Origin of the sequence: Frigoribacterium sp. Leaf8 (assembly GCF_001421165.1) — a bacterium.
Classification (GTDB): Bacteria; Actinomycetota; Actinomycetes; order Actinomycetales; family Microbacteriaceae; genus Frigoribacterium.
The window spans coordinates 282757-306968 of sequence record NZ_LMKB01000001.1; the positions used below are offsets into that span (position 1 = coordinate 282757).

Consider the following 24212-nt stretch of genomic DNA (forward strand, 5'->3'; position numbering starts at 1 on the left):
TCCGGTCGGGCGCCGCGTCCGGTCAGGAGGCGCGGGTGACGTCACCGGGACGTCGCGCCCCGTCCGCCGCCCGGGTCAGAGGGCGAGTCGCTCGCGCACGACGTCGGCCAGCGAGTGGGCGACGCGGTCGGCGGTCGGTTGGTCGGCGGCCTCGACCATCACGCGCACCACGGGCTCGGTGCCCGAGGGGCGGAGCAGTACGCGGCCGGTGTCGCCGAGCTCGGCCTCGAACCGGCGGACGGCCTCGGCCACGCCCTCGTCGGACGCGGCTCGCGAGCGGTCGACGTCCCGCACGTTGATCATGATCTGCGGGAAGACCGTCATGACCGAGGCGAGCTCGGCCAGGCTCTTGCCGGTCGCGGCCATGCGGGCCACGAGCGAGAGACCGGTGAGGATGCCGTCACCGGTGGTGGCGTAGTCGGCGAAGACGATGTGGCCGGACTGCTCGCCGCCGAGGGTGAAGCCGTGCTCGTTCATGTCCTCGAGCACGTAGCGGTCGCCGACCTTGGTCTGGCGGACCGTGATGCCGTGCTCGGCCATGGCGCGGATGAGGCCGAGGTTGCTCATCACCGTCGCGACGAGCGTGTCGTCGACGAGCGCGCCACGTTCTTTCTGCGCCAGGGCGATGATGGCCATGATCTGGTCGCCGTCGACCACGGCGCCGGTGGCGTCGACGGCCAGGCAGCGGTCGGCGTCGCCGTCGTGCGCGATGCCGACGTCGGCCCCGTGCTCGAGGACGGCCTTCGCGAGGTTGTCGAGGTGGGTCGACCCCACGCCGTCGTTGATGTTCACGCCGTCGGGATCGGCGCCGATCAGGGTGACCGTCGCGCCGGCGTCGGTGAACACCTCGGGAGAGACGGCCGAGGCGGCCCCGTGGGCGCAGTCGAGGACGACGTGGATGCCGTCGAGTCGGTTGGGCAGGGCGCCGAGCAGGTGCAGCACGTAGCGGTCCTCGGCGTCGGCGAACCGACGGATGCGGCCCACGTCGCCACCGATCGGCATCAGCTGCGGATCGGCCATGGCGGCCTCGATGCGGTCCTCGACCTCGTCGGGGAGCTTGGTGCCGCCGAAGGCGAAGAACTTGATGCCGTTGTCGGGCGCGGCGTTGTGCGAGGCGCTGATCATCACGCCGAAATCGGCGCCGATGTCGTCGACCAGGAAGGCCGCGGCGGGGGTCGGGATGACTCCGGCGTCGAGCACGTCGACACCCGAGCTGGCGAGCCCGGCACAGACGGCCGCGGTGAGGAACTCACCGGAGATGCGGGGGTCGCGCGCGACGACGGCGACGGGGCGCCGTCCCTCGGCACGACGGGCATCGGCGTGATGCCCCTTCGTGAGCACCACCGCGCTCGCCTGGGAGAGCCCCAGGGCGAGCGCGGCGGTCAGCTCACGGTTGGCGAGGCCTCTGACACCGTCGGTACCGAACAAACGCGACATCGCGAGACCTGCCTTGTGTGGTGCTGGTTAGCGCTTCGAGAACTGCGAGGCCTTGCGGGCCTTCTTGAGACCGGCCTTCTTGCGCTCGATGACGCGGGCGTCACGGGTGAGGAAGCCGGCCTTCTTGAGCGTGGCGCGGTTGTTCTCGCGGTCGATCTCGTTCAGCGCACGGGCGATGGCGAGACGGAGGGCACCGGCCTGGCCCGAGGGGCCACCACCGGTGACCTTGACGGCCACGTCGTACGAGCCGAGCAGATCGAGGACCTTGAACGGGTCGTTGATCAGCTGCTGGTGCAGCTTGTTGGGGAAGTAGTCCTCGAGGGTGCGACCGTTCACGACGATCGTGCCGGAGCCGGGCGTGAGGCGCGCACGAGCGATGGCCTCCTTGCGGCGACCGACGGCGGAACCGCCGACGCTCAGCACGGGGCGGGGCGTCGCGGCGGCCTCGGGGGCCGAGCTCTCGGTGGTGAAGCTCTCGGGAGCCTGGTCGATGGAATCTGCGATCTGAGCCACTGTGTGGGGGTCCTTAAGTCTGAAGGCGGACGCTACTGGGCGACCTGGTCGAGGGTGTAAACCGTGGGCTGCTGAGCAGCGTGGGGGTGCTCGGCACCCGCGTACACCTTCAGCTTCTTGATCTGGGCACGGCCCAGCGAGTTCTTCGGCAGCATGCCACGGATGGCCTTCTCGACCGCACGGGTGGGGTGCTTCTCGACCATCTCGGAGTACGTGGTGGCCGTGATGCCGCCCGGGTAACCCGAGTGACGGTAGTAGAGCTTCTCGGCCAGCTTGGAGCCGGTGAGGGCCACCTTGTCGGCGTTGATGACGATGACGAAGTCGCCCATGTCCATGTGGGGGGCGAAGGTCGGCTTGTGCTTGCCGCGCAGCAGGGCTGCCACGTGGCTCGCGAGGCGGCCGAGCACGACGTCGTTGGCGTCGATGATCAGCCAGTTCGGCTGAACGTCAGCCGGCTTGGGGGAGAAAGTGCGCGTCACAGTAGTGCTGCTTTCTGGTCGAGGTGAGAGGTTCGTGAATCCCGCTCCGTTGCCGTTGTCACCGCAGAGGCGATGAGAACGAGTCAGGTGGAGGGCTCAACTTCGGGCGAAAGCGCGCAGTTGCGCAGACACCAAGGGTTCACGTTACCCGACACGGGCCGGACGGTCAACCATCGCCCGCCTCGCCCCGGGGAGTCACTCCCCCAGCTGATCGTGCGACCGCTTCACCTGCGTCAGGGCCACCCGGGCGGCCATCTCGGCGTCGGGCGGGTAGCCGACCTCGACCATCGTGAGTCCGTGGGCGGGCACGACCCGGAACTCGCCGTTGCGCTGGGCCTCGCGCCGCACGCCCACCGCACGATGCGCCTCCATCGCTCCCTCGCCGACGGCCACGCAGGCGCCCACGAGGTTGCGCACGAGGTTGTGGCAGAACGCGTCCGCCTGCACCGAGGCGACGAGCACGCCGTCGGCCTCGCGCCTCCACGAGAACTCCTGCAGCTCGCGGATGGTGGTCGCGTAGTCGCGGTGTCGGCAGTACGCGGCCCAGTCGTGCAGGCCGAGCAGGGCGGACGCCGTCGCGTTCATCAGCTCGAGGTCGAGGCGTTGGTCGTACCAGAGGGTGTGGCTGCGCCTCGTCGGATCGCGTTCGGCCCCCCGGTCGGCGATGCGGTACTCGTAGCGGCGCCAGAGGGCGCCGAAGCGGGCGTGGAAACCCGGAGGCGCGACCCGGGCACCCGAGATCACGATCTCGTCGGACGCGCCCGCGAGCCCGTTCAACCGCCGGGCCAGCACGGTCGGGGCGTCGAGCGGGGACTGGTCGCGCATGCCGCGGTGCGGCTTCTGCAGCTGGGCGATCTGGGCGTCGGTGAGGTCGAGGTGCACCACCTGTCCGCGCGCGTGCACGCCGGCGTCGGTGCGACCCGCCACGGTCACGGTCGGCACGTCCCCCAGCCGACGGAAGAGCGTCTGCAGAGCGGCCTCGATCTCGCCCTGCACCGTGCGACGGCCGGGTTGTTCGCTCCAGCCCGAGAAGCCGGTGCCGTCGTACGCCACCCCGAGGCGGAGGCGCGTCAGGGCCGGGGCGTCGATCGTCACCCGACGATCCTACGGGGCCGACACCGCGCCTCCTCGGCCTGTCGGGTCGGCGGACGACGACGGCGGCCGCGACCCGGTCACCCGGGTCACGACCGCCGTCGGGCGCCTCCGCCTAGCCCATGCGGGAGGCGCGGTGCCGGACCACGAGGACCGTGCCACCCATCGCCATCAGCACCAGGGCGAGCGCCAGCCACCCGGCCAGGGGCGCAGAACCCGTGAAGGCGAGCGAGCCGTCCGCGGTCGGTGCGCTCGTGCCCGGGGTGACCGCCCCGGGACCGGCACCCGGCACGGTCGGACCGGCTCCGGGCGTCGTGCCCGGGTCGGTCACCGGCGGCGCGGGGTCGACGGGAGCGGCGAGCAGCGACACCCCGACGACGACCGGGTCGTGGTCGCTCGAGCGGAACTGGTCGGGCTGGTACAGCTGCTCGGCGTTGTAGTTGAAGCGGCTGTACTCGAGGCCGATGCCCTCACCCGAGTTGATGTTCCAGATGTCCACGCCCGTGACGGCCTCGGCCGCGGCGGGCGAGGCGAGCACGTGGTCGAGGGACCCGCTGAGACCGCTGAAGACGTAGCTGTACTCGTCGGTCCCGGTCGAGCCGAGGTCGACGTAGCCGGCCTGGCGGAGCACCTCGATCGGGTCCTCCTGACTGTAGGCGTTGAAGTCGCCGAGCAGGAACACCTTGTCGGTCCCCGCAGCGGCCTCACGCTCGGCGGCGAAGGCGACCAGGGCGTTCGCCTGGTTGACGCGCGAGCCGTTCGAACCGCCCTGACCGTCACCCTGGTCGGCGTCCGGGCCCGAACCGCTGCCCTTCGACTTGAAGTGGTTCGCGATCGCGACGAAGGTCGAGCCGGCGTCACCGCCGACGGGCCGGAAGGCCTGCGCGAGCGGCTGCCGGGCGTTGCTGAACGCGGCCGATCCGGTCAGGATCGTCGACCCTCCGACGGGCTCGGCGACGGCCTTCTTGTAGATGAAGGCCAGACGGATGACGTCCTCGTTGGCGGGCAACGCCTCCGGTGAGCGCGCGTAGTCCCAGACCTCGCTGCCGGCCGCGGCGTTGAGCGCCCCGACCAGGGTCGCGAGTGCGGAGTCGCGGTCCTCGCCGAAGCGGGCCGAGTTCTCGATCTCCTCGAGCGACACGACGTCGGCGCCCAGGGCGGTGATCGCCGTGACGATCTTCACCTGCTGGCGGGCGAGGTTCTCGGCGTTCGCGGCACCACGGGCGTCGCAGCCGCTGTTCACCGTCACCGGCGCACCCGCGCGGTCCGTGTAGAACGTGCAGCCGCGCAGCTGGTCGCCCGTCGTCGTGAAGTAGTTGAGCACGTTGAAGCTGGCGAGCTTCAGGTCGCCTCCCACCTCGCGCGGGGCGTCGGTCCGGATGTCCTCGAACGTGACGGGCAGGTCGCCGTAGGCCGTGTCACCCGTGAGGCGGGCGGTCGGCTGGTACTTCCAGGCCGAGTTGCGGAAGTCGAAGACGACCGGCTTCGTGAACGCCACGGAGGCGCCCACCGTGACCGGGTCCTCGTTCGAGAGATAGGGGACGGGGATCGACTGGTTGGCCGCGGTGAAGAAGTTCGTCGTGGCGCCGTCGTCGAGGGTCACGGCTCGGGCCGCGTTGTCGGCGACCACCGCCGCGTAGCCCGGGGAGCCCGGGCGCGCGACCTCGGTGGGCTGGATCAGGGGACGGTCGCCCGAGGCGAGCTTGACCTCGCCGTACTGGTTCGTCGTGTACGTGTCCGCGATGGTGAACTCGCCCTGGGGCAGCACGAGCATGCTCTCGAGCGTCTCACGCTGGGCGTCGGTGGCGGGCAGGCCGACGGTCGCCGCCTGGGGTGCCGCGACGGTCGAGGCGTCGAGCGCCCGGAGCGACGCCGCACCGGTGACGGTGATCTGCGTCAGGCCGAAGAACTCGGTGACGGTCCCGTCGACCTCGACGTAGTCGCCGACGGCGACCGAGGAGGCGGTGCTCGCGGAGTACACGAACAGCGCGTCCGACGCGACGTGCGTCGCCAGGTCGAGTGCGCCTCCGGTGCCCGGGGTCTGGATGACGTAGCCGTCGAGACCACCCGTGGGGTAGGTGGCCGTGACGACGCCCCGCGTGGTCACCGTGCGACCGACGAGAGGGCTCGTGCCGGTCGCACCCTGGATCTGGGCGACCGTCACGTCGGCCTCGGGGGTCGGCTCGGGCTGCGGCTCGGGCTCCGGACCGGGCTCGGTGCCCGTGCCGCCGGAGTTCTGCGGGGTGACGGTGGTCTGCGTCGAGAAGTCGGCCGCGTTGACGTCGGTGTCGACACCAGCGGTGCGGGCCAACGAATTGGGCGTCGGGTTCGTTCCCGTCACGGGAGCGACGGTCGTCTCGAAGGTGTTCGAGGCGCCGTAGCCGAGCAGGTCGACCACGCCCGGCGTCCCGGCGGGGACCGAACCGGGTGCGAGCGTCAACGGAACGGCGCCGTTCGACAACAGGACCGTTCCCGTGGTGCCGCTCGGGTTGAGCGAGGCAGTCGCGTCGGGGGCGGGCAGGTCGGCGCCCGTGGTGCCGTTGCCCGGGATCGCCACGAGGAAGTAGCCACCGGCCGCGATGGTGCCGGCGAGTTCGGCGGCGGAGAACTGCCCGGCGCCCGTCGCCGAGCGGTACTGCAGGGACCAGCCGGCCAGCGACACCGACGCCGTCGTGGGGTTGTACAGCTCGACGAACTTGCGGTTGAAGGGAGCGTTGGCGCTGCCTCCCTTGAGGTAGGCCTCGTTGATGACCACCGACGAACCGTCGGGCGCGGCGAGGGCGGGCGCGGCGGTCGCGAGAGGGGCGAGCCCGAGCGCGAGGGCCATGCCCGTCGTGAGGGCGAGGGCCTTGAGTGGGCGGGGGCGTGGCGACATGACGTCCTTCGTGATCGGGTCGGGCTCCGGTCACCGTAGGCGGCACAGGTGCACCACAGGTGTCGCAGAACAATCGCCAAGGTAAACGACCCCCGCCCGGGGGGCCAGTCCTCACTTGTGCGGACCCCTCCTGCTCCCTGCACGACGAAGGGCCCGTCACCTCGCGGTGACGGGCCCTCCGGGTGGTGCTGGTGGGACTACTTGGCTGCTTCGTCGTCCGACTTCGCAGCGGCGTCGGCCTCGACCTCGTCGGCGGCAGCCGTCTCGGTCTCGGTCTCGACGGGAGCCGACTCCTCGACGGTCTCGGTCTCGTCGACGGGAGCCTCGGTGGGCTCCTCGGCGACGGGCTCGGCGACCGGAGCCGCCGCGGCGGTGGTCTTCGAGTTCTTGACCTTGGGGCTCACGGGCTCGAGGACGAGCTCGATCGACACCATCGACGCGTTGTCACCCTTGCGGAAGCCGAGCTTCGTGATGCGGGTGTAGCCGCCGTCACGGTTCTCGACCAGCGGGGCGATCTCGGTGAAGAGGATGTGGGCGGCCTCTTTGTTGTTGCGCAGGGTCTGCATGGCGCGACGACGCGAGTGCAGGTCGCCACGCTTCGCGAAGGTCACGAGACGCTCGGCGACGGGACGGAGGCGCTTGGCCTTGGTCTCGGTCGTCTTGATCGTCTTGTGCTCGAAGAGCGAGGCGGCCAGGTTGGCCAGCATGAGGCGCTCGTGCGCCGGGCCGCCTCCGAGGCGGGGTCCCTTGGTGGGCTTGGGCATTGTCTGTTCCTAAGTGAGTCGAGAGTGGAGGGCGTCGGGCGGAGAGACCTAGTTGGTGGTCTCTTCTTCGTCGTAACCGCTGTAGAAGTGGGCTCCGTCGAACCCGGGGACCGTGTCCTTGAGCGAGAGGCCGAGCTCGACGAGCTTGTCCTTCACCTCGTCGACCGACTTCTGACCGAAGTTGCGGATGTTCATCAACTGGGTCTCGGACAGGGCGACCAGCTCGGACACCGTGTTGATGCCCTCGCGCTTCAGGCAGTTGTAGCTGCGGACCGACAGGTCGAGGTCCTCGATCGGGGTCTGCAGCTCGCTCGACAGGACGGCGTCGACCGGCGCGGGGCCGATCTCGATGCCCTCGGCGGCGGTGTTCAGCTCGCGGGCGAGGCCGAACAGCTCGGTCAGCGTGCGACCGGCCGAGGCGATGGCGTCACGGGGCGAGATCGACGGCTTCGACTCGACGTCGACGACCAGGCGGTCGAAGTCGGTGCGCTCACCGGCACGCGTCGCCTCGACGCGGTAGGTGACCTTGAGCACGGGCGAGTAGATCGAGTCGATCGGGATCTGACCGGCTTCGCTGAACTCGCTGCGGTTCTGCACGGCCGACACGTAACCACGGCCACGCTCGATCGTGAGCTCGAGCTCGAACTTCGCCTTGTCGTTCAGCGTGGCGATGACGAGCTCGGGGTTGTGGATCTCGACGCCGGCCGGAGCCGAGATGTCGGCGGCCGTGACCTGACCCGCACCCTGCTTGCGCAGGTAGGCCGTGATGGGCTCGTCGTGCTCGCTGGCGACGACCAGCTGCTTGATGTTGAGGATGACCTCGGTGACGTCCTCTTTCACTCCGGGGACGGTCGTGAACTCGTGCAGCACACCGTCGATGCGGATGCTGGTGACAGCAGCGCCGGGGATCGACGAGAGAAGCGTGCGGCGCAGCGAGTTGCCGAGGGTGTAACCGAAGCCTGGCTCGAGGGGCTCGATCACGAAGCGGGAGCGGAACTCCGAGATGTTCTCCTCGGTGAGGGTGGGGCGCTGTGCAATGAGCACTGTTTAATCCTTTCGGCGAAGAGTCCGCTATATGACTCTTGGCGGTACGACAGGTGGCTGGCCCGTCGGGTCTGTTGAGTTGTGGGCACCTCGGGCGAACACGCGGGAGGCGGTGCTGACGCGGGGGAGCCCGCCGTACCCGACGGACCCCGGTGACGGGGCCCGTCGGGCACGGCGGGCGGGAACTCAGTTAGACGCGACGACGCTTNTAGACGCGACGACGCTTCGGCGGGCGGCAGCCGTTGTGCGCCTGGGGGGTGACGTCGTTGATCGAACCGACCTCGAGGCCTGCGGCCTGGAGCGAGCGGATCGCCGTCTCGCGACCCGAACCCGGGCCCTTGACGAAGACGTCGACCTTCTTGACACCGTGCTCCTGCGCCTGGCGGGCGGCGGACTCGGCGGCGAGCTGCGCGGCGAACGGGGTCGACTTGCGCGAGCCCTTGAAGCCGACGGCGCCGGACGAGGCCCAGCTCAGGACGGCGCCCGAGGGGTCGGTGATCGAGACGATCGTGTTGTTGAACGTGCTCTTGATGTGGGCCTGGCCCACGGCGACGTTCTTCTTCTCTTTGCGGCGGGGCTTACGCGCGGCCGTCTTCGGTGCTGCCAATTTTTTCTCCTACAACCTTGAGGGGCGTACGGCGGGAGCCGAGGCCTATCGAGCCTTCTTCTTGCCGGCGACGGTGCGCTTCGGGCCCTTGCGGGTACGAGCGTTCGTCTTGGTGCGCTGGCCGCGGACAGGGAGGCCGCGGCGGTGGCGGATGCCCTCGTAGCTACCGATCTCGACCTTGCGGCGGATGTCGGCGGCCACCTCGCGGCGGAGGTCACCCTCGACCTTGTAGTTGCCCTCGATGTAGTCGCGGAGCAGGACGAGCTGGTCGTCCGTGAGGTCCTTGACGCGGATGTTGCCGTCGATCTCGGTCTCGGCGAGAGTCTTGAGCGCGCTGGTGCGGCCGACTCCGTAGATGTAGGTCAGTGCGACTTCAACGCGCTTGTCGCGCGGGATGTCAACGCCTGCTAGACGTGCCATGATGGCCTCTTTTCAGAGATGGTGGAGGTCTGTCACAGCACCGGTGCCCGGGCCTCCGACCCGGGGTGTCCCCCGCCTCCGTCCACCCTGTCGGGCTTCCGTGACGAGTTCTGGTGCTGCTGGGAGGGTGTTGCTGTGTGACCCGGCTCGGCCGGGTCGGCATCGGCACGTCGCCGGAGCGACGGACGAGTCAGCCCTGACGCTGCTTGTGGCGCGGGTTGCTCTTGCAGATGACCATGACGTTGCCCTTGCGGCGGATGACCTTGCAGTGCTCGCAGATGGGCTTGACGCTGGGGTTGACCTTCATTGCTGATTCCTTGATCTCGCTGGCTTCGTGCCCCACGGGTGCGTGGGGCCGTTCCTTTCCAGCACGCCCTACTTGTAGCGGTAGACGATCCGGCCGCGGGTCAGGTCGTAGGGGCTGAGCTCCACGATCACACGGTCTTCGGGCAGGATGCGGATGTAGTGCTGCCGCATCTTGCCGGAGATGTGCGCGAGGACCCTGTGTCCGTTGGTCAACTCAACGCGGAACATCGCGTTGGGCAGAGCTTCGATCACTGCGCCTTCGATTTCGATGACACCGTCTTTTTTGGCCATAGCCTCACTGTCGCTAAGAATAGGGGTGTTGGTCGTGCGGGGATGCGATGCCCAGGCGCGCAGAAACGCACACGGAACACCAAAGGTCGATCCTAGGTGATGCCGGTATAGTTCAGCAACCCGGCTGGTCAACCCGACACGCCGGAGCACCCGCCGACCTCTGCCGCCCACCTCGGCCGTCGTCTCGTCGGGTACGCGTCACGACTGCCGGGAGCACCATGCCTGACCGCTCGACCACCCCCTCCTCCCCTCGGGGGGTCGCTCGTCACGGCCGACTCCGCCGCCGCGGCCCCGTCCGCATGCTCCTGGGGCTCGTCGCCGGGACGATGGCCGTCGTGCTCGTGAGCGGCGTGTCCGTCGCGGCCATCGCGGTCCGCTCCGCGACCTCGGGCGTGCAGACGGTCTCTCTCGGCAACGAGGACGAGGTCGCCGGGGTCGACATCTCGGCCATCCAGGGCGGCGCCAACATCCTGCTGGTGGGCAGCGACGAACGCGACGACGGCAGCCAGGTCGACGCCGGCGAGGTCGACGGCATCCGCAACGACGTGACGATCCTGGCCCACCTCTCGGCGGACCACACCCAGCTGACGGCCGTGAGCTTCCCCCGCGACCTGATGATCGACGTGCCCGAATGCGTCGGCGACGACGGCCAGGTGTACCCGGCCGAGGACTACGTGCAGTTCAACACGACCCTCGGACGCGGTGGCCTCTCGTGCACCGTCAAGACGGTCGAGGGCATGACCGGACTGGCGATCCCCTACGCCGGCAAGATCACCTTCGACGGCGTCATCGAGATGTCGAACGCCATCGGTGGGGTCGACGTCTGCGTCACGCGGACGATCCGGGACACCGACTCGGGCATCGACCTGACCGCGGGCACCCACACCCTGCAGGGCGCCGAGGCCCTCGCCTTCCTGCGGACCCGACACGGCGTCGGCGACGGGAGCGACATCGCGCGCATCAGCTCGCAGCAGGTCTTCCTGTCGTCGATGATGCGCAAGATCATCTCGGGCGGCACCCTCGGCGACGTGACGACGCTCTACAAACTCGCCTCGGCCGCCCTGAGCAACATGACGTTGTCGTCCACCCTCGACTCCCCCGACACGCTCGTGCGCCTGGCCCTCGCGCTCAAGGACATCCAGCCCGCGGGGATCGTCTTCGTCCAGTACCCGGTCGTCGACGATCCGCGGGACCCGAACAGGGTGGTGCAGTCCACGACCGACGCCGCGGCCCTGAACGCCGCCCTGAACGCCGACCAGAAGTTCACCCTCGGTGACGACAGCGCCGGACGTGGCTCCGTCTCGGACGGAACGGCCCCGGTCGCGACCACGCCCCCCGCCGCACCGAGCGAGACGTCGACGCCGTCCGACACGACGTCGGAGTCCTCCGTGCCAGCCGCCCCGGCTGCGACGGAGGCGCCGACGACCACTCTGCCCTCGACCATCACGGGCCAATCGGCGGCCGAGGCCACCTGCAGCGTCGGCTCGTCCCGCTGAGCCGCACCGCGCCTCCTCGCGTCGTCGGCGTGAGCCGAGGAGGCGCGGGTCAGGCGATCGGGACGGGTGTCACTCCCAGCGGAGACAGACCCGCGGCGCCGCCGTCCTGTGCCGTGAGCACCCAGATGCCGCCGTCGTGCACCGCGATCGAGTGCTCCCAGTGCGCGGCCATCGAGCCGTCGCGCGTGCTGACGGTCCACCCGTCGTCGTGGGTCACGGTGTCGATTCCGCCCGACGTGACCATGGGCTCGATGGCGATCACGAGGCCGGGCCGGACGGCGGGGCCACGTCCGCGGACGCGGTAGTTGAACACCGGCGGGTCCTCGTGCATCGAACGACCGATGCCGTGGCCGGTGTAGTCCTCGATGATGCCGAAGTCGCCCTGCCCGTCGATGTAGTCCTCGATGGCGCCCCCCACCTCGTTGAGGTGCGAGGCCGACGCCAGCGCGGCGATGCCGTGCCAGAGGGACTGCTCGGTGACCTCGTTCAACCGACGACGCTCGGCCACCACGTCAGGGCGGTCGGCATCGTCCAGGACGAAGCTCCGTGCGCTGTCGCCGTTCCAGCCGTCGAGTTGCGCTCCGCTGTCGACGGAGACGAGGTCCCCCGCCGCCAGCACGCGCGAACCGGGGATGCCGTGCACGACCTCGTCACCGACCGACGCACACACCGTGTGACGGTAGCCGGGCACCAACATGAAGTTGGGTTCTCCCCCACCGTCTCGGATGACCGCTTCGGCGACGGCGTCGAGTTCGAGCGTGGACACGCCGGGACGAACGGCGGACTGGACGGCGTCGAGCGACGCGGCCGTCAAGATCCCCGGCGCGATCAGACGTCGGAGTTCGTCGGCCGTCTTGTAGATGCCGGAGCGGCGGAACGCCACGAGGTCAGGAAGCCGAGGCGACGGACGTGAAACCGCGAGCGGCCAAGGCCGACTCGATGCGCCCGGCGACCTCGTCGATGCCGCCCAGACCGTCGACCTCGACGAGGATGCCTCGATCTCGGTACGTGTCGATCAGGGGTGCGGTCTCGCGGAGGTAGACGTCCTGGCGGTGGCGGATGGCGTCCTCGGTGTCGTCGGAACGCCCCTGGTCGACGGCACGCCGGCGCAGTCGCTCGACGATCTCGTCCCGCTCGGCGACCAGCTGGACGACGGTGGTCAAGGACTGCCCTTGCGCGGCGAGGTGCTCGTCGAGGAATTCGACCTGCTGCAGCGTGCGTGGGTACCCGTCGAGGAGGAAGCCCTCGCTCGCATCGGCCTGCGACAGCCGGTCGGAGATGAGCTCGTTGGTGAGGCTGTCCGGTACGTAGTCGCCCGCGTCGAGGATCGCCTTGACCTTGAGACCGAGCTCGGTCTCGTTCTTGACGTTGGCGCGGAAGATGTCGCCGGTCGAGATCGCGGGGATGCCCAACGACTCGGCGATCGCGACCGCCTGGGTGCCCTTGCCGGCCCCGGGGGGACCGACGATGAGGAGGCGCGGGCTGAGTCGGGTCTCAGCGGCGCTCATCGGAGCAGGCCCTCGTAGTGACGCTGCTGCAGCTGGGAGTCGATCTGCTTGACCGTCTCGAGGCCGACGCCCACGATGATCAGGATGCTGGCGCCTCCGAAGGGGAAGTTCTGGTTCGCACCGACCGTGGCCAACGCGATCAGCGGGATGAGCGCGATGATGCCGAGGTACAGGGCACCGGGCAGCGTCACACGCGTCAGCACGTAGTCGAGGTACTCGGCCGTGGGGCGACCGGCCCGGATGCCCGGGATGAACCCGCCGTACTTCTTCATGTTGTCGGCGACCTCTTCGGGGTTGAAGGTGATCGCGACGTAGAAGTAGGTGAACCCGACGATGAGGGCGAAGTACAGCACCATGTAGAGCGGGTTGTCGCCCGAGGTGAGGTTGGCCTGCACCCAGCTGACCCAGGCGGGCGGAGCCGTTCCGTCGGAGGGTTGGTTGAACTGGGCGACGAGGGCCGGGAGGTAGAGCAGCGACGAGGCGAAGATGACCGGCACGACGCCGGCCATGTTGACCTTGATCGGGATGTACGTGTTGTTGCCACCGTACGTGCGCCGACCGACCATGCGTTTGGCGTACTGGACGGGGATCCGCCGTTGGGACTGCTCGACGAAGACCACAAGCGCCATGATGATCAGTCCGACCGCGATGACGAGCAGGAAGATCTCGAAGCTGCGCGACTGCGCGATGCTCCAGAGGGCCGTCGGGAAGCGGGCGGCGATCGAGGTGAAGATCAGCAGCGACATGCCGTTGCCGATGCCGCGCTCGGTGATGAGTTCGCCCATCCACATGATGAGGCCGGTACCGGCGGTCATCGTGACGACCATGAGCATGACGGCGTACCAGGCGTCGTTCGTGATCAGCTGGCTGCACTCCGCGATGCCGGACGAACCGAACAGGGCACCCGAGCGGGCCACGGTGATGAGCGTCGTCGACTGGAGGACGCCGAGAGCGATGGTGAGGTACCGCGTGTACTGCGTGAGCTTCGCCTGCCCGGACTGGCCCTCTTTGTAGAGGGTGTCGAAGTGGGGGATGACCACGCGCAGCAACTGCACGATGATCGACGAGGTGATGTAGGGCATGATGCCCAACGCGAACACGGACAGCTGCAGCAGAGCGCCGCCGCTGAACAGGTTGACGAGCTCGTAGAGACCCGAGGTGCCCTGGTTGCCCGCGAGACAGGCCTGCACGTTCTGGTAGTCGACGAACGGCGCGGGGATGAAGCTCCCCAACCGGAAGAGCGCGATGATGCCGAGCGTGAACCCGATCTTGCGACGCAGGTCGGGGGTGCGCATGATGCGCGCGACAGCTCTGAACACGTGGGGCCTCCCGGTATGAAGGATAGACGACTGATGGGGGTGGCCCTGGCGGACCACCCCCTCAGGTGATTTTTACTTGCTGACGGACCCGCCGGCGGCGACGATCTTGTCCTCGGCGGAGCCGGAGACCTTGTCGACCGCGACGGTGAGCTTGACGCTCAGGTCGCCCTGTCCGAGGACCTTGACCTTCTCGTTCTTCCGAACGGCACCCTTGGCGACGAGGTCACCGACGGTGACGTCACCACCCTGCGGGTAGAGCTCGTTCAGCTTCTCGAGGTTGACCACCTGGTACTCGACGCGGAACGGGTTCTTGAACCCGCGCAGCTTCGGAGTACGCATGTGGAGCGGCATCTGGCCACCCTCGAATCCGACCTTGACCTGGTACCGGGCCTTCTGACCCTTGGTGCCACGACCGGCCGTCTTACCCTTCGAACCCTCACCACGGCCGACGCGCGTCTTCGCCTTCTTGGCACCGGGAGCCGGACGAAGGTGGTGCACCTTGAGCACCTGGGGACGCGCGACGTCGTCGGAGGACGTCGTCGAGGCGGGAGCGGCCTTGGTGGTCGAACCCGTCGAAGCAGCGGCCTTGTCGGCTGCGGGCTTCTTGGCGGCAGCCTTGGGAGCTGCTGCCTTGGTGGTCGTCGCCTTGGGGGCGGCGGCCTTCTTCGGGGCGGCCTTCGCGGCGGCCTCGTTCTTCTCGTCAGCCATTAGTCAATCTCCTCGACCTTCACGAGGTGGGCGACCGTGTTGACGTAGCCGCGGTTCTGCTTGGTGTCCTCGCGAACGACCGACTGGCCGATGCGCTTGAGGCCCAGGCTCCGCAGCGTGTCACGCTGGTTCTGCTTCTCGCTGATTACGGACTTGATCTGGGTCACCTTGAGGTTGGCGGCCATCAGGCACCTGCCTTCTCGGTCGCGGCGGTACGAGCTGCCTGCTCGGCACGGACCATGAAGGCCGGCATGACAGCGTCGATGTCGAGTCCACGACGGGCGGCGACGGCACGCGGCTCTTCGAGCTGCTGCAACGCCTCGACCGTGGCGTGGACGATGTTGATCGTGTTCGACGAACCGAGCGACTTGCTCAGGACGTCGTGCACGCCGGCGCACTCGAGCACGGCGCGGACGGGACCACCGGCGATGACACCGGTACCGGCCGAGGCCGGACGCAGCATGACGACGCCTGCAGCGGCTTCACCCTGCACGGGGTGCGGGATCGTGTTGCCGATGCGCGGGACGCGGAAGAAGTTCTTCTTTGCCTCTTCGACGCCCTTGCTGATGGCCGTGGGGACCTCTCGGGCCTTGCCGTAGCCGACACCGACCAGTCCGTTGCCGTCACCGACGACGACGAGTGCGGTGAAGCTGAAGCGACGACCGCCCTTGACGACCTTCGACACGCGGTTGATCGTGACGACGCGCTCCAGGAACTGGCTCTTGTCGTCACGGTCGCCGCGTCCGCGGCCACCCTGGTTGCGGTCACCGCGACCCTGGCCGCCACGGCGGTCGGTGCGACCACCCTCGCGGTTGTTCGACTCCGAGCCGGCAGCGGTCTCGACGGGACGCTCGACGACGGCCTCAGCCGGTGCCTTGGTCGCTTCGGTCTCTGCGGGGGGAGTGGTGTTCGTAGCGTCGCTCACAGGTTCAAACCAGCCTCTCGGGCGCCTTCGGCGATGGCCGCGACGCGTCCGGCGTACTTGTTGCCGCCGCGATCGAACACGACGGCCTCGATGCCCGCAGCCTTCGCACGCTCGGCGACGAGCTCGCCGACCTTGCGGGACTTCGCGGTCTTGTCACCGTCGAACGTGCGCAGGTCGGCCTCGAGGGTCGATGCGCTGGCGACGGTGAAGCCCTTGCTGTCGTCGACGACCTGCACGAACACGTGCCGGGCCGAACGGGTGACGACGAGACGGGGACGCTCTTCGGTGCCCACGACCTTCTTGCGCAGGCGGGTGTGACGGCGCTTGGTGGCAGCCGACTTGCTTTTTCCTCGTGTACCGAGACCCATGATTACTTACCTGACTTTCCGGCCTTGCGGCGGACGACCTCGCCGGCGTAGCGGACACCCTTGCCCTTGTAGGGCTCGGGCTTGCGCAGCTTGCGGATGTTGGCAGCCATCTCGCCGACGGCCTGCTTGTCGATCCCGACGACGGTGAGCTTGTTGTTGCCCTCGACCGTGAAGCTGATGCCCGCGGGCGGCTCGACGGTGATGGGGTGCGAGTAGCCCAGGGCGAACTCGACGTTCGAGCCCTTGGCCTGGACGCGGTAACCGGTTCCGACGACTTCGAGGCCCTTGGTGTAGCCCTCGGTGACGCCGATGATCTGGTTGGCGATCAGGGTGCGCGTGAGGCCGTGGAGCGAACGCGACTCGCGCTCGTCGTCCGGACGGGTCACGACGACCGTGCCTTCTTCGATCCTGGCTTCGATGGGGCTCTTGACGACGAGCGACAGCTCACCCTTGGGGCCCTTGACGCTGACGGCCTGGCCGTCGATCTTCACGTCGACCCCGGCAGGGATCGAGATGGGGAGTCTTCCGATTCGAGACATGACGAGTTACCACACGTAGGCGAGGACTTCTCCGCCTACGCCCTTCTTCTGGGCCTCACGGTCGGTCAACAGACCGGAGGAAGTCGACAGGATGGCGACACCGAGGCCACCGAGCACCTGGGGGATCTCGGTCGACTTGGCGTAGACGCGGAGGCCGGGCTTCGACACGCGCTTGATGCCCTTGATGGAGCGCTCACGGGCGGGGCCGTACTTGAGGTCGATCGTGAGGGTCTGGCCGACGCGGGCGTCTTCGACCTTCCACGACTCGATGAAACCCTCGCGCTTGAGGATCTCGGCGATGTGGGACTTGAGCTTGCTGCTCGGGAGCGACACGGTCTCGTGGAAAGCCGAGTTCGCGTTGCGCAGTCTGGTCAGCAGGTCTGCGACCGGATCTGTCATCGTCATGCGGTTTGTCACTTTCTCGTCCGGTTTCGACATCCGGTACACCGGGTGCCGACCTGGGCGATCGATTGGTCGACGAGCGGTTCTCGTCGACCTCAGGGGAACGGCCGGCAACTCTACGAGAGAGTTGCCGACCGGACGATCTTAGTTGGCCGAGTCGGCCGAACGGAACGGGAACCCGAGCGCCTTGAGCAGCGCGCGACCCTCGTCGTCGTTCTTGGCGGTCGTGACGACGGTGATGTCGAAGCCACGGACGCGGTCGATGCGGTCCTGGTCGATCTCGTGGAACATGCTCTGCTCGTTGAGACCGAAGGTGTAGTTGCCGTTTCCGTCGAACTGGCGGTCGCTCAGACCACGGAAGTCACGGATGCGGGGCAGCGCCAGCGACAGCAGTCGGTCGAGGAACTCCCAGGCGCGGTCACCGCGGAGCGTGACGTGGGCACCGATCGGCTGGCCCTCGCGCAGCTTGAACTGCGCGATGGACTTGCGTGCCTTGGTGACCTGGGGCTTCTGGCCCGTGATGGCCGTCAGGTCCTTGATGGCACCGTCGATGATCTTGCTGTCGCGAGCGGCCTCACCGACACCGGTGTTGACGACGATCTTCACGAGCCCGGGCACCTGGTGCACGTTCGTGAAGCCGAAGTCGGACTTCAGCTGCTCGATGATCTCGGCGCGGTACTTGGCCTTCAGCCGCGGGAGGGCCGTGGCGGCCTGCGTGGTGGTGTCGGTCATCAGAGGTTCTCACCAGACTTCTTGGCGTAACGGACGCGAACGGTCTTGGACACGCCGTCCTTGGTGACCGTCTCTTCGCGGAAGCCGACGCGGGTGGGCTTCTTGGTCTTGGGGTCGACGACGGCGACGTTCGACACGTGGATCGGAGCCTCGTGCGTCTCGATGCCACCGGTCTTGGAACCACGCTGGGTCTGGCCGACGCGCACGTGCTTGGTCACGAAGTTGACGCCTTCGACGACCACGCGGTTGCGCTCGACGAGCACCTCGAGGACCTTGCCCTGCTTGCCGCGGTCTCCGCCGCGGGCCTGCGAGGCACCGGTGATGACCTGCACGAGGTCACCCTTCTTGATGTTTGCCATGACTTAGATAACCTCCGGCGCCAGCGAGATGATCTTCATGAACTTCTTGTCACGGAGTTCGCGACCGACCGGTCCGAAGATGCGGGTTCCGCGGGGGTCTCCGTCGGCCTTCAGGATCACTGCGGCGTTCTCGTCGAACTTGATGTAAGAGCCGTCCGGACGACGGACCTCTTTCTTGGTGCGAACGATGACGGCCTTGACGACGTCACCCTTCTTCACGTTGCCACCGGGGATGGCGTCCTTCACCGTGGCGACGATGACGTCACCCAGGCCGGCGTAACGACGGCCGGAGCCACCGAGCACGCGGATGGTGAGGATCTCTTTTGCCCCGGTGTTGTCGGCGATCTTGAGGCGGGATTCTTGCTGAATCACTTGTGTCTCCTTCTACGCAAGCAGGCCGCGAGGCCTACTTCGCCTTCTCGAGGATCTCGACCAGGCGCCAGCGCTTGGAGGCGCTGAGCGGACGGGTCTCGCTGATCACGACGAGGTCGCCGACGCCGGCCGAGTTGGCCTCGTCGTGGACCTTGACCTTGGACGTGCGGCGGATGACCTTGCCGTACAGGGGGTGCTTCACGCGGTCCTCGACCTCGACGACGATGGTCTTCTCCATCTTGTCGCTGGTCACGTAGCCGCGACGCGTCTTGCGGTAGCCGCGGACCTCGACGGCAGCCGAGTCGACCTCGGTCTTGTTCTCGGTGGCCATTACTTGCTCTCCTCGGCGGTCTCGTCAGCCGTCTCGGCCGGCTTGTCAGCCTTCTTGGTCGACTTCTTGGCGGCCTTGGGGGCCGCCTCGACCGGGGCGGGGGTGGCACGGATGCCGAGCTCGCGCTCACGCAGGACCGTGTAGATGCGAGCGATGTCGCGTTTCACGGCACGCAGGCGGCCGTGGCTCTCGAGCTGGCCGGTGGCCGACTGGAAGCGGAGGTTGAAGAGTTCTTCCTTCGCCTTCTTCAGCTCATCGACGAGACGCTCGTCTTCGAATGTGTCGAGCTCGACAGGACGGAGCTCCTTGGAACCGATCGCCATTATGCGTCGCCCTCCTCGCGCTTGATGATGCGTGCCTTGAGGGGCAGCTTGTGGATTGCGCGAGTGAGTGCCTCTTTGGCGATCTCCTCGCTCACGCCGCTGAGCTCGAAGAGCACGCGACCCGGCTTGACGTTCGCGACCCACCACTCGGGCGAGCCCTTACCGGAACCCATGCGGGTCTCGGCGGGCTTCTTCGTGAGGGGACGGTCGGGGTAGATGTTGATCCACACCTTTCCGCCACGCTTGATGTGACGCGTCATGGCGATACGAGCGGACTCGATCTGACGGTTGGTCACGTAAGCGGGCGTGAGGGCCTGGATGCCGTACTCACCGAAGCTGACCTTGGTGCCACCAGTGGCCTGGCCGCTACGGCCGGGGTGGTGCTGCTTGCGGTGCTTGACACGACGGGGGATAAGCATGGTTACGCCTCAGCTCCTGTGGTGGCGGGTGCCTTCTGCTCGCGGGGAGCGCGGTCGCCCCCGCCGCGGCGGGCGCCGTCACGGTCGTTGCGGCGCTCGGGGCGAGACGACTTCTGGTTCGCCTGCTCGCGCGCGAGCTCCTTGTTGGTGATGTCGCCCTTGTAGATCCAGACCTTGACACCGATGCGACCGAAGGTGGTCTTGGCCTCGTAGAAGCCGTAGTCGATGTTGGCGCGGAGCGTGTGCAGGGGCACGCGGCCCTCGCGGTAGAACTCCGAGCGGCTCATCTCGGCGCCGCCGAGACGGCCCGACACCTGGATGCGGACACCCTTGGCACCGGCACGCTGGGCGCCCTGGAGCCCCTTGCGCATCGCACGACGGAACGCCACGCGAGCAGCGAGCTGCTCGGCGATGCCCTGGGCGACGAGCTGGGCCTCGGCCTCGGGGTTCTTCACCTCGAGGATGTTGAGCTGGATCTGCTTGCTCGTGAGCTTCTCGAGGTCGCCGCGGATGCGCTCGGCCTCGGCGCCACGACGACCGATCACGATGCCCGGACGGGCCGTGTGGATGTCGACGCGGACGCGGTCACGGGTGCGCTCGATCTCGATCTTCGCCACGCCGGCGCGGTCGAGCGAGGTCTTCAGCAGGGTGCGGATCTTGACGTCCTCGGCGACGTAGTCGCTGTAACGCTGTCCCGGCTTCGTGCTGTCGGTGAACCACCGCGACACGTGGTCGGTGGTGATGCCCAGACGGAAGCCGTACGGGTTGACTTTCTGGCCCATTACTTGCTCGCCTTCTTCGTAGCGTCGGCAGCCTCGACCTCATCAGGCGTCGAGAGGACGATCGTGATGTGGCTGGTGCGCTTCAGGATCTTGAAGGCGCGGCCCTGTGCACGCGGCTGGAACCGCTTGAGGGTGGCGCCCTGGTCGACGAATGCACGACTGATGTACAGGTCCTGCTCGTCGAGGTAGCTGTTCGAGGCGTCCGCCTTCACCCGGGCGTTGGCCATGGCCGACGCGACGAGCTTGTAGACGGGCTCGCTGGCGCCCTGAGGTGCGAACTTCAGAATCGCCAGAGCCTCGGCGGCCTGCTTGCCGCGGATCAGGTTGACGACACGACGGGCCTTCATGGGGGTGACGCGGATGTGACGCACGCGTGCGATCGACTCCACCATTTCTCTCCTCCTTCACGTCGCCGCGTTAGCGGCGACGACCCTTCTTGTCGTCCTTCACGTGACCACGGAAGGTGCGGGTGGGCGCGAACTCACCGAGCTTGTGGCCGATCATGCTCTCGGTCACGAACACCGGGATGTGCTTGCGTCCGTCGTGCACGGCGATGGTGTGCCCAAGCATGTTGGGGACGATCATCGAACGGCGCGACCAGGTCTTGATGACGTTCTTGGTGCTGGCCTCGTTCTGCGAGACGACCTTGCGAAGCAGGTGGTCGTCAACGAAGGGGCCCTTCTTAAGACTGCGTGGCATCTTCTACAACTCCTACTTACGCTTCTTGCCAGCGTTACGACGACGGACGATGAGCTTGTCGCTCTCTTTGTTGGGGTGACGCGTGCGGCCCTCTTTCTGGCCCCACGGGCTGACCGGGTGGCGTCCACCGGAGGTCTTGCCCTCACCACCACCGTGCGGGTGGTCGACGGGGTTCATGGCGACACCACGCACGGTCGGGCGGACGCCCTTCCAGCGCATGCGGCCGGCCTTGCCCCAGTTGATGTTCGACTGCTCGGCGTTGCCGACCTCGCCGATCGTGGCGCGGCAGCGGGCGTCGACGTTGCGGACCTCGCCCGACGGCAGACGGAGCTGCGCGTAGGGGCCGTCCTTGGCGACGAGACGCACCGAGGCACCGGCCGAGCGGGCCATCTTCGCGCCTCCACCGGGCTTGAGCTCGATGGCGTGGATGACGGTACCGACCGGGATGTTCTTGAGCGGCAGGTTGTTTCCGGGCTTGATGTCGGCGCCGGCACCCGACTCGACGACGTCGCCCTGCTTCAGCTTGTTCGGCGCGATGATGTACCGCTTGGTGCCGTCCACGAAGTGCAGGAGCGCGATGCGAGCCGTGCGGTTGGGGTCGTACTCGATGTGAGCGACCTTGGCGTTGACGCCGTCCTTGTCGTTGCGACGGAAGTCGATGACGCGGTACTGGCGCTTGTGGCCACCACCGATGTGACGGGTCGTGATGCGGCCGGCGTTGTTACGGCCACCGGACTTCGAGAGCGGGCGCAGCAGCGACTTCTCGGGCGTCGAACGCGTGATCTCCGCGAAGTCGGCGACCGACGAACCGCGGCGACCCGGGGTCGTGGGCTTGTAGTTACGAATTGCCATGATTTATGCCTCTGCTCCCTAGCCGACAGCCGTGAAGATGTCGATGGAACCGGACTTCAGCGTGACGATGGCGCGCTTGGTGTCCTTGCGCTTGCCGGTGCCGAAGCGGGTGCGACGGGTCTTGCCCGTTCGGTTGAGCGTGTTGATGCTGTCGACCTTGACGTCGAAGATCTTCTCGATGGCGAGCTTGATCTCGGTCTTGTTCGAACGCGGGTCCACGAGGAAGGTGTACTTGCCCTGGTCGATCAGGGAGTAGCTCTTCTCGGAGACGACGGGCGCGATGATGACGTCGCGGGGGTCTTTTCCGTAGCCGCTCATGCGGTGGCCTCCTTCTTGGTCTTCGAGGCGACGAAGCCGTCGAAGGCGCTCTTCGTGAAGACGATGTCGTCGCTGACGAGGACGTCGTAGGCATTCAGCTGGTCGAACGTGATCACGTGGACCGTGGGCACGTTGCGGACGCTCTTGAGGGTCAGCGTGTCGTCGCGGTCGGTGACGATCAGGACGTGCTTGCTCGAGGCGATCGACGCGAGCAGCTCGAGAGCGACCTTGGTCGAGATCGAGTCGGCGACGAAGCTCTCGACGACGTGGACGCGGGCGCCACGAGCGCGGTCGGACAAAGCACCGAGCAGGGCTGCGGCGATCATCTTCTTGGGGGTGCGCTGGGCGTAGTCGCGGGGCTGCGGACCGTGGACGATGCCACCGCCGGTCATCTGAGGAGCGCGGATCGAACCCTGACGGGCGCGGCCGGTGCCCTTCTGCTTGAACGGCTTGCGGCCGGCGCCGGAGACCTCGCCGCGACGCTTGGTCTTGTGCGTGCCCTGACGTGCGGCGGCCTGCTGGGCGACGACGACCTGGTGGATGAGCGGGACGTTCGTGACGACGTCGAAGAGCTCGACGGGGAGCTCGACCGTGCTGGTCTTCTGGCCCTTGGCGTCGACGACGTCGACCGAAGCGGCCGATGCGGTAGTGGTGGCCATGAGCTACTTCCCCTTCACGGCGGTGCGGACGAAAACGATGCGGCCACGAGCACCGGGGACGGCGCCCTTGACGAGCAGCAGACCCTTCTCGGCGTCGACGGCGTGCACCGTGAGGTTGAGGATGGTGACGCGCTCGCCACCCATGCGACCGGCCATGCGCATGCCCTTGAAGACACGGCTGGGGGTCGAGGAGGCACCGATCGAACCGGGCTTGCGGTGGTTGCGGTGCGCACCGTGCGAGGCGCTGACGCCCTTGAAGTTGTGACGCTTCATGACACCGGCGAAGCCCTTGCCCTTGGACGTTCCGACGACGTCGACCTTCTGGCCGGCTTCGAAGGTGTCGACCGTGAGCTCCTGGCCGAGTGCGTACTCGGCGGCGTCGGCGGTGCGGACCTCGGTGAGGTGGCGACGGGGGGTGACGCCCGCGGCGTCGAAGTGACCCGTGGAGGGCTTGTTCGACTTGCGGGGGTCGATCTGGCCGGCCGCGATCTGGACGGCGGTGTAGCCGTCCTTCTCGAGCGAGCGGACCTGGGTCACGACGTTCGGGGCGATCTCGACGACGGTGACGGGGACGAGCTTGTTGTTCTCGTCCCAGACCTGGGTCATGCCGAGCTTCTTGCCGAGCAGGCCCTTGACGTTCTTGGTGGTGCTGATGGTCATGGTCGCCCCCCCTACAGCTTGATCTCGATGTTGACGTCGGCAGGCAGGTCGAGACGCATGAGCGAGTCGACGGCCTTCGGCGTCGGGTCGACGATGTCGATGAGGCGCTTGTGCGTGCGCTTCTCGAAGTGCTCGCGCGAGTCCTTGTACTTGTGGGGCGAACGGATCACGACGACCACGTTCTTCTCGGTCGGGAGCGGCACGGGGCCGACGACCGTAGCGCCCGCGCGGGTGACCGTGTCGACGATCTTGCGCGCGGAAGTGTCGATGACCTCGTGGTCGTACGACTTAAGTCGGATGCGGATCTTCTGTCCCGCCATGTGTGACTCTCTCTCGTTCGGACGTCGCGCACCTCGGGGGCCGCCTGACGCTGTTCGCTGGGCGAACATCTGTTGGCACTACGTGTCTCTCGCGTACCGCTGTTCTTGTGTCAATCCATCTGCCGAAACCGGCCGGTGCCCGCGAGGAAGGACCCGGGGAGGGCCATCTTCGCCACCGCCACCCGCACCCGGGGCTTCGCCCCGGCACACCGCGACCAATGGTCACGGCGGTGGTTTCGTTGTGAGATGCGTCCTGCTACCCGCGGCCCAGACGCCTTGCGTCTGTGCACTGC

General features: G+C 67.7%; 34 protein-coding genes and 1 pseudogene. 1 reads left to right on the top strand and 34 read right to left on the bottom strand.

Features of this window, described 5'->3' with window-relative positions; translation table 11 throughout:
• Nucleotides 1-75 precede the first annotated feature (75 nt).
• The 11 genes and pseudogenes from glmM to infA all read right to left on the bottom strand — a co-directional run bounded on the left by glmM (nucleotide 76) and on the right by infA (nucleotide 9828).
• Complete coding sequence (gene glmM / locus ASL10_RS01280; protein ID WP_056043535.1) at nucleotides 76-1437, bottom strand: phosphoglucosamine mutase; 1362 nt, start codon at nucleotides 1435-1437, stop codon at nucleotides 76-78.
• 27 nt (nucleotides 1438-1464) lie between these two features.
• On the bottom strand, nucleotides 1465-1950 hold the full coding sequence (rpsI, locus tag ASL10_RS01285; protein WP_082059799.1) for a 30S ribosomal protein S9: 486 nt from the start codon (nucleotides 1948-1950) through the stop codon (nucleotides 1465-1467).
• A gap of 32 nt (nucleotides 1951-1982) precedes the next feature.
• Nucleotides 1983-2429 (bottom strand): 50S ribosomal protein L13, encoded by a 447-nt coding sequence (gene rplM / locus ASL10_RS01290; RefSeq protein WP_043593314.1) that lies wholly within the window; start codon nucleotides 2427-2429, stop codon nucleotides 1983-1985.
• 195 nt (nucleotides 2430-2624) lie between these two features.
• Nucleotides 2625-3524: a tRNA pseudouridine(38-40) synthase TruA gene (locus ASL10_RS01295; RefSeq protein WP_082460058.1), complete on the bottom strand. Its 900-nt coding sequence runs from the start codon at nucleotides 3522-3524 to the stop codon at nucleotides 2625-2627.
• Between the two features lie 112 nt (nucleotides 3525-3636).
• Nucleotides 3637-6396, bottom strand: a complete 2760-nt coding sequence (locus ASL10_RS01300; RefSeq protein WP_056043540.1) for an ExeM/NucH family extracellular endonuclease — start codon at nucleotides 6394-6396, stop codon at nucleotides 3637-3639.
• Between the two features lie 197 nt (nucleotides 6397-6593).
• A complete protein-coding gene (rplQ, locus tag ASL10_RS01305) occupies nucleotides 6594-7160 on the bottom strand; it encodes a 50S ribosomal protein L17 (protein ID WP_043593320.1) in 567 nt (188 codons plus the stop codon).
• Nucleotides 7161-7208: 48 nt separating this feature from the next.
• Nucleotides 7209-8204: a DNA-directed RNA polymerase subunit alpha gene (locus ASL10_RS01310; RefSeq protein ID WP_043593322.1), complete on the bottom strand. Its 996-nt coding sequence runs from the start codon at nucleotides 8202-8204 to the stop codon at nucleotides 7209-7211.
• A 209-nt stretch (nucleotides 8205-8413) separates the two neighbouring features.
• A pseudogene (gene rpsK, locus ASL10_RS01315) lies at nucleotides 8414-8811 on the bottom strand (30S ribosomal protein S11); the annotation flags it as partial.
• 45 nt (nucleotides 8812-8856) lie between these two features.
• On the bottom strand, nucleotides 8857-9231 hold the full coding sequence (gene rpsM / locus ASL10_RS01320) for a 30S ribosomal protein S13 (protein ID WP_043593325.1): 375 nt from the start codon (nucleotides 9229-9231) through the stop codon (nucleotides 8857-8859).
• 190 nt (nucleotides 9232-9421) lie between these two features.
• Nucleotides 9422-9538 (bottom strand): 50S ribosomal protein L36, encoded by a 117-nt coding sequence (rpmJ, locus tag ASL10_RS01325; protein WP_043593327.1) that lies wholly within the window; start codon nucleotides 9536-9538, stop codon nucleotides 9422-9424.
• A gap of 68 nt (nucleotides 9539-9606) precedes the next feature.
• A complete protein-coding gene (gene infA, locus ASL10_RS01330; RefSeq protein WP_043593329.1) occupies nucleotides 9607-9828 on the bottom strand; it encodes a translation initiation factor IF-1 in 222 nt (73 codons plus the stop codon).
• Nucleotides 9829-10046: 218 nt separating this feature from the next.
• Between infA and ASL10_RS01335 the strand changes: the two genes are divergently transcribed.
• Nucleotides 10047-11324 (top strand): LCP family protein, encoded by a 1278-nt coding sequence (locus ASL10_RS01335; protein WP_082460059.1) that lies wholly within the window; start codon nucleotides 10047-10049, stop codon nucleotides 11322-11324.
• A 49-nt stretch (nucleotides 11325-11373) separates the two neighbouring features.
• Here ASL10_RS01335 and map read toward each other — a convergent pair whose 3' ends face one another.
• From map to rpsJ, 23 genes are all read right to left on the bottom strand, one after another.
• On the bottom strand, nucleotides 11374-12207 hold the full coding sequence (gene map, locus ASL10_RS01340) for a type I methionyl aminopeptidase (RefSeq protein ID WP_056043549.1): 834 nt from the start codon (nucleotides 12205-12207) through the stop codon (nucleotides 11374-11376).
• A gap of 4 nt (nucleotides 12208-12211) precedes the next feature.
• On the bottom strand, nucleotides 12212-12832 hold the full coding sequence (locus tag ASL10_RS01345) for an adenylate kinase (protein WP_056043551.1): 621 nt from the start codon (nucleotides 12830-12832) through the stop codon (nucleotides 12212-12214).
• Nucleotides 12829-14151: a preprotein translocase subunit SecY gene (secY, locus tag ASL10_RS01350; RefSeq protein ID WP_043593336.1), complete on the bottom strand. Its 1323-nt coding sequence runs from the start codon at nucleotides 14149-14151 to the stop codon at nucleotides 12829-12831. The genes ASL10_RS01345 and secY overlap by 4 nt, the downstream gene beginning before the upstream one ends.
• Nucleotides 14152-14223: 72 nt before the next feature.
• Nucleotides 14224-14859 (bottom strand): 50S ribosomal protein L15, encoded by a 636-nt coding sequence (gene rplO / locus ASL10_RS01355; protein ID WP_082460060.1) that lies wholly within the window; start codon nucleotides 14857-14859, stop codon nucleotides 14224-14226.
• Nucleotides 14859-15044: a 50S ribosomal protein L30 gene (rpmD, locus tag ASL10_RS01360; RefSeq protein WP_043593338.1), complete on the bottom strand. Its 186-nt coding sequence runs from the start codon at nucleotides 15042-15044 to the stop codon at nucleotides 14859-14861. The genes rplO and rpmD overlap by 1 nt, the downstream gene beginning before the upstream one ends.
• A complete protein-coding gene (gene rpsE, locus ASL10_RS01365; RefSeq protein WP_043593339.1) occupies nucleotides 15044-15784 on the bottom strand; it encodes a 30S ribosomal protein S5 in 741 nt (246 codons plus the stop codon). The genes rpmD and rpsE overlap by 1 nt, the downstream gene beginning before the upstream one ends.
• Entirely contained in the window at nucleotides 15781-16152 is a 372-nt protein-coding gene (gene rplR / locus ASL10_RS01370; RefSeq protein WP_043593341.1) for a 50S ribosomal protein L18, read from the bottom strand. Before rplR ends, rpsE begins: the two co-directional genes overlap by 4 nt.
• Before the next feature lie 2 nt (nucleotides 16153-16154).
• The gene (gene rplF, locus ASL10_RS01375) at nucleotides 16155-16691 is read right to left on the bottom strand and encodes a 50S ribosomal protein L6 (RefSeq protein WP_056043554.1); all 537 of its coding nucleotides are present in this window, start codon (nucleotides 16689-16691) and stop codon (nucleotides 16155-16157) included.
• Nucleotides 16692-16697: 6 nt separating this feature from the next.
• Nucleotides 16698-17096: a 30S ribosomal protein S8 gene (gene rpsH / locus ASL10_RS01380; RefSeq protein WP_043593344.1), complete on the bottom strand. Its 399-nt coding sequence runs from the start codon at nucleotides 17094-17096 to the stop codon at nucleotides 16698-16700.
• A gap of 141 nt (nucleotides 17097-17237) precedes the next feature.
• Entirely contained in the window at nucleotides 17238-17825 is a 588-nt protein-coding gene (gene rplE / locus ASL10_RS01385; RefSeq protein WP_043593346.1) for a 50S ribosomal protein L5, read from the bottom strand.
• A complete protein-coding gene (gene rplX, locus ASL10_RS01390) occupies nucleotides 17825-18184 on the bottom strand; it encodes a 50S ribosomal protein L24 (RefSeq protein ID WP_043593348.1) in 360 nt (119 codons plus the stop codon). Before rplX ends, rplE begins: the two co-directional genes overlap by 1 nt.
• Nucleotides 18185-18187: 3 nt before the next feature.
• Nucleotides 18188-18556 (bottom strand): 50S ribosomal protein L14, encoded by a 369-nt coding sequence (gene rplN / locus ASL10_RS01395; protein WP_043593350.1) that lies wholly within the window; start codon nucleotides 18554-18556, stop codon nucleotides 18188-18190.
• Between the two features lie 34 nt (nucleotides 18557-18590).
• Nucleotides 18591-18887 carry a 30S ribosomal protein S17 gene (gene rpsQ / locus ASL10_RS01400; protein WP_056043557.1) on the bottom strand — a complete coding sequence of 99 codons (297 nt, stop codon included), beginning with the start codon at nucleotides 18885-18887 and terminating at the stop codon, nucleotides 18591-18593.
• On the bottom strand, nucleotides 18887-19210 hold the full coding sequence (gene rpmC, locus ASL10_RS01405) for a 50S ribosomal protein L29 (RefSeq protein ID WP_054145424.1): 324 nt from the start codon (nucleotides 19208-19210) through the stop codon (nucleotides 18887-18889). Before rpmC ends, rpsQ begins: the two co-directional genes overlap by 1 nt.
• Entirely contained in the window at nucleotides 19210-19629 is a 420-nt protein-coding gene (gene rplP / locus ASL10_RS01410) for a 50S ribosomal protein L16 (protein WP_043593355.1), read from the bottom strand. The genes rpmC and rplP overlap by 1 nt, the downstream gene beginning before the upstream one ends.
• Nucleotides 19630-19631: 2 nt before the next feature.
• Nucleotides 19632-20411, bottom strand: coding sequence for a 30S ribosomal protein S3 (gene rpsC, locus ASL10_RS01415; RefSeq protein ID WP_043593357.1), 780 nt, complete (start codon nucleotides 20409-20411; stop codon nucleotides 19632-19634).
• Complete coding sequence (gene rplV, locus ASL10_RS01420; protein ID WP_043593358.1) at nucleotides 20411-20803, bottom strand: 50S ribosomal protein L22; 393 nt, start codon at nucleotides 20801-20803, stop codon at nucleotides 20411-20413. The genes rpsC and rplV overlap by 1 nt, the downstream gene beginning before the upstream one ends.
• Before the next feature lie 25 nt (nucleotides 20804-20828).
• Nucleotides 20829-21110, bottom strand: a complete 282-nt coding sequence (rpsS, locus tag ASL10_RS01425) for a 30S ribosomal protein S19 (RefSeq protein WP_043593360.1) — start codon at nucleotides 21108-21110, stop codon at nucleotides 20829-20831.
• A 12-nt stretch (nucleotides 21111-21122) separates the two neighbouring features.
• Nucleotides 21123-21962, bottom strand: a complete 840-nt coding sequence (gene rplB, locus ASL10_RS01430; protein WP_056043560.1) for a 50S ribosomal protein L2 — start codon at nucleotides 21960-21962, stop codon at nucleotides 21123-21125.
• A gap of 18 nt (nucleotides 21963-21980) precedes the next feature.
• Nucleotides 21981-22280: a 50S ribosomal protein L23 gene (gene rplW / locus ASL10_RS01435; RefSeq protein ID WP_043593363.1), complete on the bottom strand. Its 300-nt coding sequence runs from the start codon at nucleotides 22278-22280 to the stop codon at nucleotides 21981-21983.
• The gene (rplD, locus tag ASL10_RS01440; protein ID WP_043593365.1) at nucleotides 22277-22939 is read right to left on the bottom strand and encodes a 50S ribosomal protein L4; all 663 of its coding nucleotides are present in this window, start codon (nucleotides 22937-22939) and stop codon (nucleotides 22277-22279) included. The genes rplW and rplD overlap by 4 nt, the downstream gene beginning before the upstream one ends.
• Before the next feature lie 3 nt (nucleotides 22940-22942).
• Nucleotides 22943-23593, bottom strand: coding sequence for a 50S ribosomal protein L3 (gene rplC, locus ASL10_RS01445; RefSeq protein WP_173154863.1), 651 nt, complete (start codon nucleotides 23591-23593; stop codon nucleotides 22943-22945).
• A 17-nt stretch (nucleotides 23594-23610) separates the two neighbouring features.
• On the bottom strand, nucleotides 23611-23919 hold the full coding sequence (rpsJ, locus tag ASL10_RS01450) for a 30S ribosomal protein S10 (protein ID WP_043593369.1): 309 nt from the start codon (nucleotides 23917-23919) through the stop codon (nucleotides 23611-23613).
• Nucleotides 23920-24212 lie beyond the last annotated feature (293 nt).

Coding starts and splice junctions, on each gene's coding strand:
- glmM (WP_056043535.1), bottom strand. CDS start 1,437: ATGTCGCGTTTGTTCGGTACCGACGGTGTCAGAGGCCTCGCCAACCGT.
- ASL10_RS01300 (WP_056043540.1), bottom strand. CDS start 6,396: ATGTCGCCACGCCCCCGCCCACTCAAGGCCCTCGCCCTCACGACGGGC.
- rplQ (WP_043593320.1), bottom strand. CDS start 7,160: ATGCCCAAGCCCACCAAGGGACCCCGCCTCGGAGGCGGCCCGGCGCAC.
- rpsM (WP_043593325.1), bottom strand. CDS start 9,231: ATGGCACGTCTAGCAGGCGTTGACATCCCGCGCGACAAGCGCGTTGAA.
- rpmJ (WP_043593327.1), bottom strand. CDS start 9,538: ATGAAGGTCAACCCCAGCGTCAAGCCCATCTGCGAGCACTGCAAGGTC.
- infA (WP_043593329.1), bottom strand. CDS start 9,828: ATGGCCAAAAAAGACGGTGTCATCGAAATCGAAGGCGCAGTGATCGAA.
- ASL10_RS01335 (WP_082460059.1), top strand. CDS start 10,047: ATGCCTGACCGCTCGACCACCCCCTCCTCCCCTCGGGGGGTCGCTCGT.
- ASL10_RS01345 (WP_056043551.1), bottom strand. CDS start 12,832: ATGAGCGCCGCTGAGACCCGACTCAGCCCGCGCCTCCTCATCGTCGGT.
- rplO (WP_082460060.1), bottom strand. CDS start 14,859: ATGGCTGACGAGAAGAACGAGGCCGCCGCGAAGGCCGCCCCGAAGAAG.
- rpmD (WP_043593338.1), bottom strand. CDS start 15,044: ATGGCCGCCAACCTCAAGGTGACCCAGATCAAGTCCGTAATCAGCGAG.
- rplR (WP_043593341.1), bottom strand. CDS start 16,152: ATGGGTCTCGGTACACGAGGAAAAAGCAAGTCGGCTGCCACCAAGCGC.
- rplF (WP_056043554.1), bottom strand. CDS start 16,691: ATGTCTCGAATCGGAAGACTCCCCATCTCGATCCCTGCCGGGGTCGAC.
- rpsH (WP_043593344.1), bottom strand. CDS start 17,096: ATGACGATGACAGATCCGGTCGCAGACCTGCTGACCAGACTGCGCAAC.
- rplE (WP_043593346.1), bottom strand. CDS start 17,825: ATGACCGACACCACCACGCAGGCCGCCACGGCCCTCCCGCGGCTGAAG.
- rplX (WP_043593348.1), bottom strand. CDS start 18,184: ATGGCAAACATCAAGAAGGGTGACCTCGTGCAGGTCATCACCGGTGCC.
- rpsQ (WP_056043557.1), bottom strand. CDS start 18,887: ATGGCCACCGAGAACAAGACCGAGGTCGACTCGGCTGCCGTCGAGGTC.
- rpmC (WP_054145424.1), bottom strand. CDS start 19,210: ATGGCGATCGGTTCCAAGGAGCTCCGTCCTGTCGAGCTCGACACATTC.
- rplP (WP_043593355.1), bottom strand. CDS start 19,629: ATGCTTATCCCCCGTCGTGTCAAGCACCGCAAGCAGCACCACCCCGGC.
- rpsC (WP_043593357.1), bottom strand. CDS start 20,411: ATGGGCCAGAAAGTCAACCCGTACGGCTTCCGTCTGGGCATCACCACC.
- rplV (WP_043593358.1), bottom strand. CDS start 20,803: ATGGTGGAGTCGATCGCACGCGTGCGTCACATCCGCGTCACCCCCATG.
- rpsS (WP_043593360.1), bottom strand. CDS start 21,110: ATGCCACGCAGTCTTAAGAAGGGCCCCTTCGTTGACGACCACCTGCTT.
- rplB (WP_056043560.1), bottom strand. CDS start 21,962: ATGGCAATTCGTAACTACAAGCCCACGACCCCGGGTCGCCGCGGTTCG.
- rplW (WP_043593363.1), bottom strand. CDS start 22,280: ATGAGCGGCTACGGAAAAGACCCCCGCGACGTCATCATCGCGCCCGTC.
- rplD (WP_043593365.1), bottom strand. CDS start 22,939: ATGGCCACCACTACCGCATCGGCCGCTTCGGTCGACGTCGTCGACGCC.
- rpsJ (WP_043593369.1), bottom strand. CDS start 23,919: ATGGCGGGACAGAAGATCCGCATCCGACTTAAGTCGTACGACCACGAG.